Consider the following 930-nt stretch of genomic DNA (forward strand, 5'->3'; position numbering starts at 1 on the left):
TATTTTCAGCAGCGCCGGCAGGCTTAACCGCTGTCTGCACTGGTGCTGGCTGACTAGCAGCTGGCGTCGTTACTGCTTCACCGACAACGTGAACCGTGACCGTGACCTCAGTCTGAGTCCCATCTGGGTAAGTAACAACGATCACGCCGGTCTTGTCACCTGGAGTAGAAGTATCAACCGGGTTCTTCCAGTCATACTTGGTCCCATCTGGCAGCTTATCCTTGTTCTTGATGCCGTCGGCTGGATTAGGCTGTCCACCCGGCTGGGTAGTGACCGGCTGTCCTTCTGCAGGAACCACTTGGAACTGAGCTGTGTAGTTGCCTGCGGCTTGAACCGTCGTTGGCAGAGCTGGATTCCAACCGGCAGCCTTGTAGCCCTTATCGGCAACGGCAGCTGGTACTGGAACATCAGCGATTGCTGTCCCAATCTTCACATCGAAGACCGTCCCGGCACCCGCGGCGAGACTACCATGGTCACCTGCCTGGAACGTAACCCGAACGTAACCAGCTGGTGTTGGGTTATTCGGCGTCTTGGTCTGATCGATGACCTTGTCCAACACGGTAACGCTAACCGTTGTCTTGTCCTGGGAGCCGTCTGGGTATGTTACTGTGACACCAACGTTGTACTCGCCCGGCGTCTTCCCGTCAGGCAACTTATCGGGGTTGTCAACTGAGATGGTTGGCTGCTTAGCGGCTTCCTTAGGGTAGTCCGTCTTCACCTTAGCGATAACATCGGCTGGCGTCGTTGGTTCGCCGTTAGGCTTGACCAGTTTGTCGCTGGTTGCCGTATACTTCTCAGCGTCAAACTTCTGGAACTGAGCTGTGTAGTTGCCTGCGGCTTGAACCGTCGTTGGCAGAGCTGGATTCCAACCGGCAGCCTTGTAGCCCTTATCGGCAACGGCAGCTGGTACTGGAACATCAGCGATTGCTG

General features: G+C 55.9%; 1 protein-coding gene. It reads right to left on the bottom strand.

Features of this window, described 5'->3' with window-relative positions:
- Nucleotides 1-930, bottom strand: a 930-nt coding sequence (locus HUK45_RS09350) for a Rib/alpha-like domain-containing protein (protein WP_268890016.1), incomplete at both ends; no start/stop codon positions are given.

Source organism: Limosilactobacillus urinaemulieris, from assembly GCF_014838745.1.
In the GTDB taxonomy this organism is placed as follows: Bacteria; Bacillota; Bacilli; order Lactobacillales; family Lactobacillaceae; genus Limosilactobacillus; species Limosilactobacillus urinaemulieris.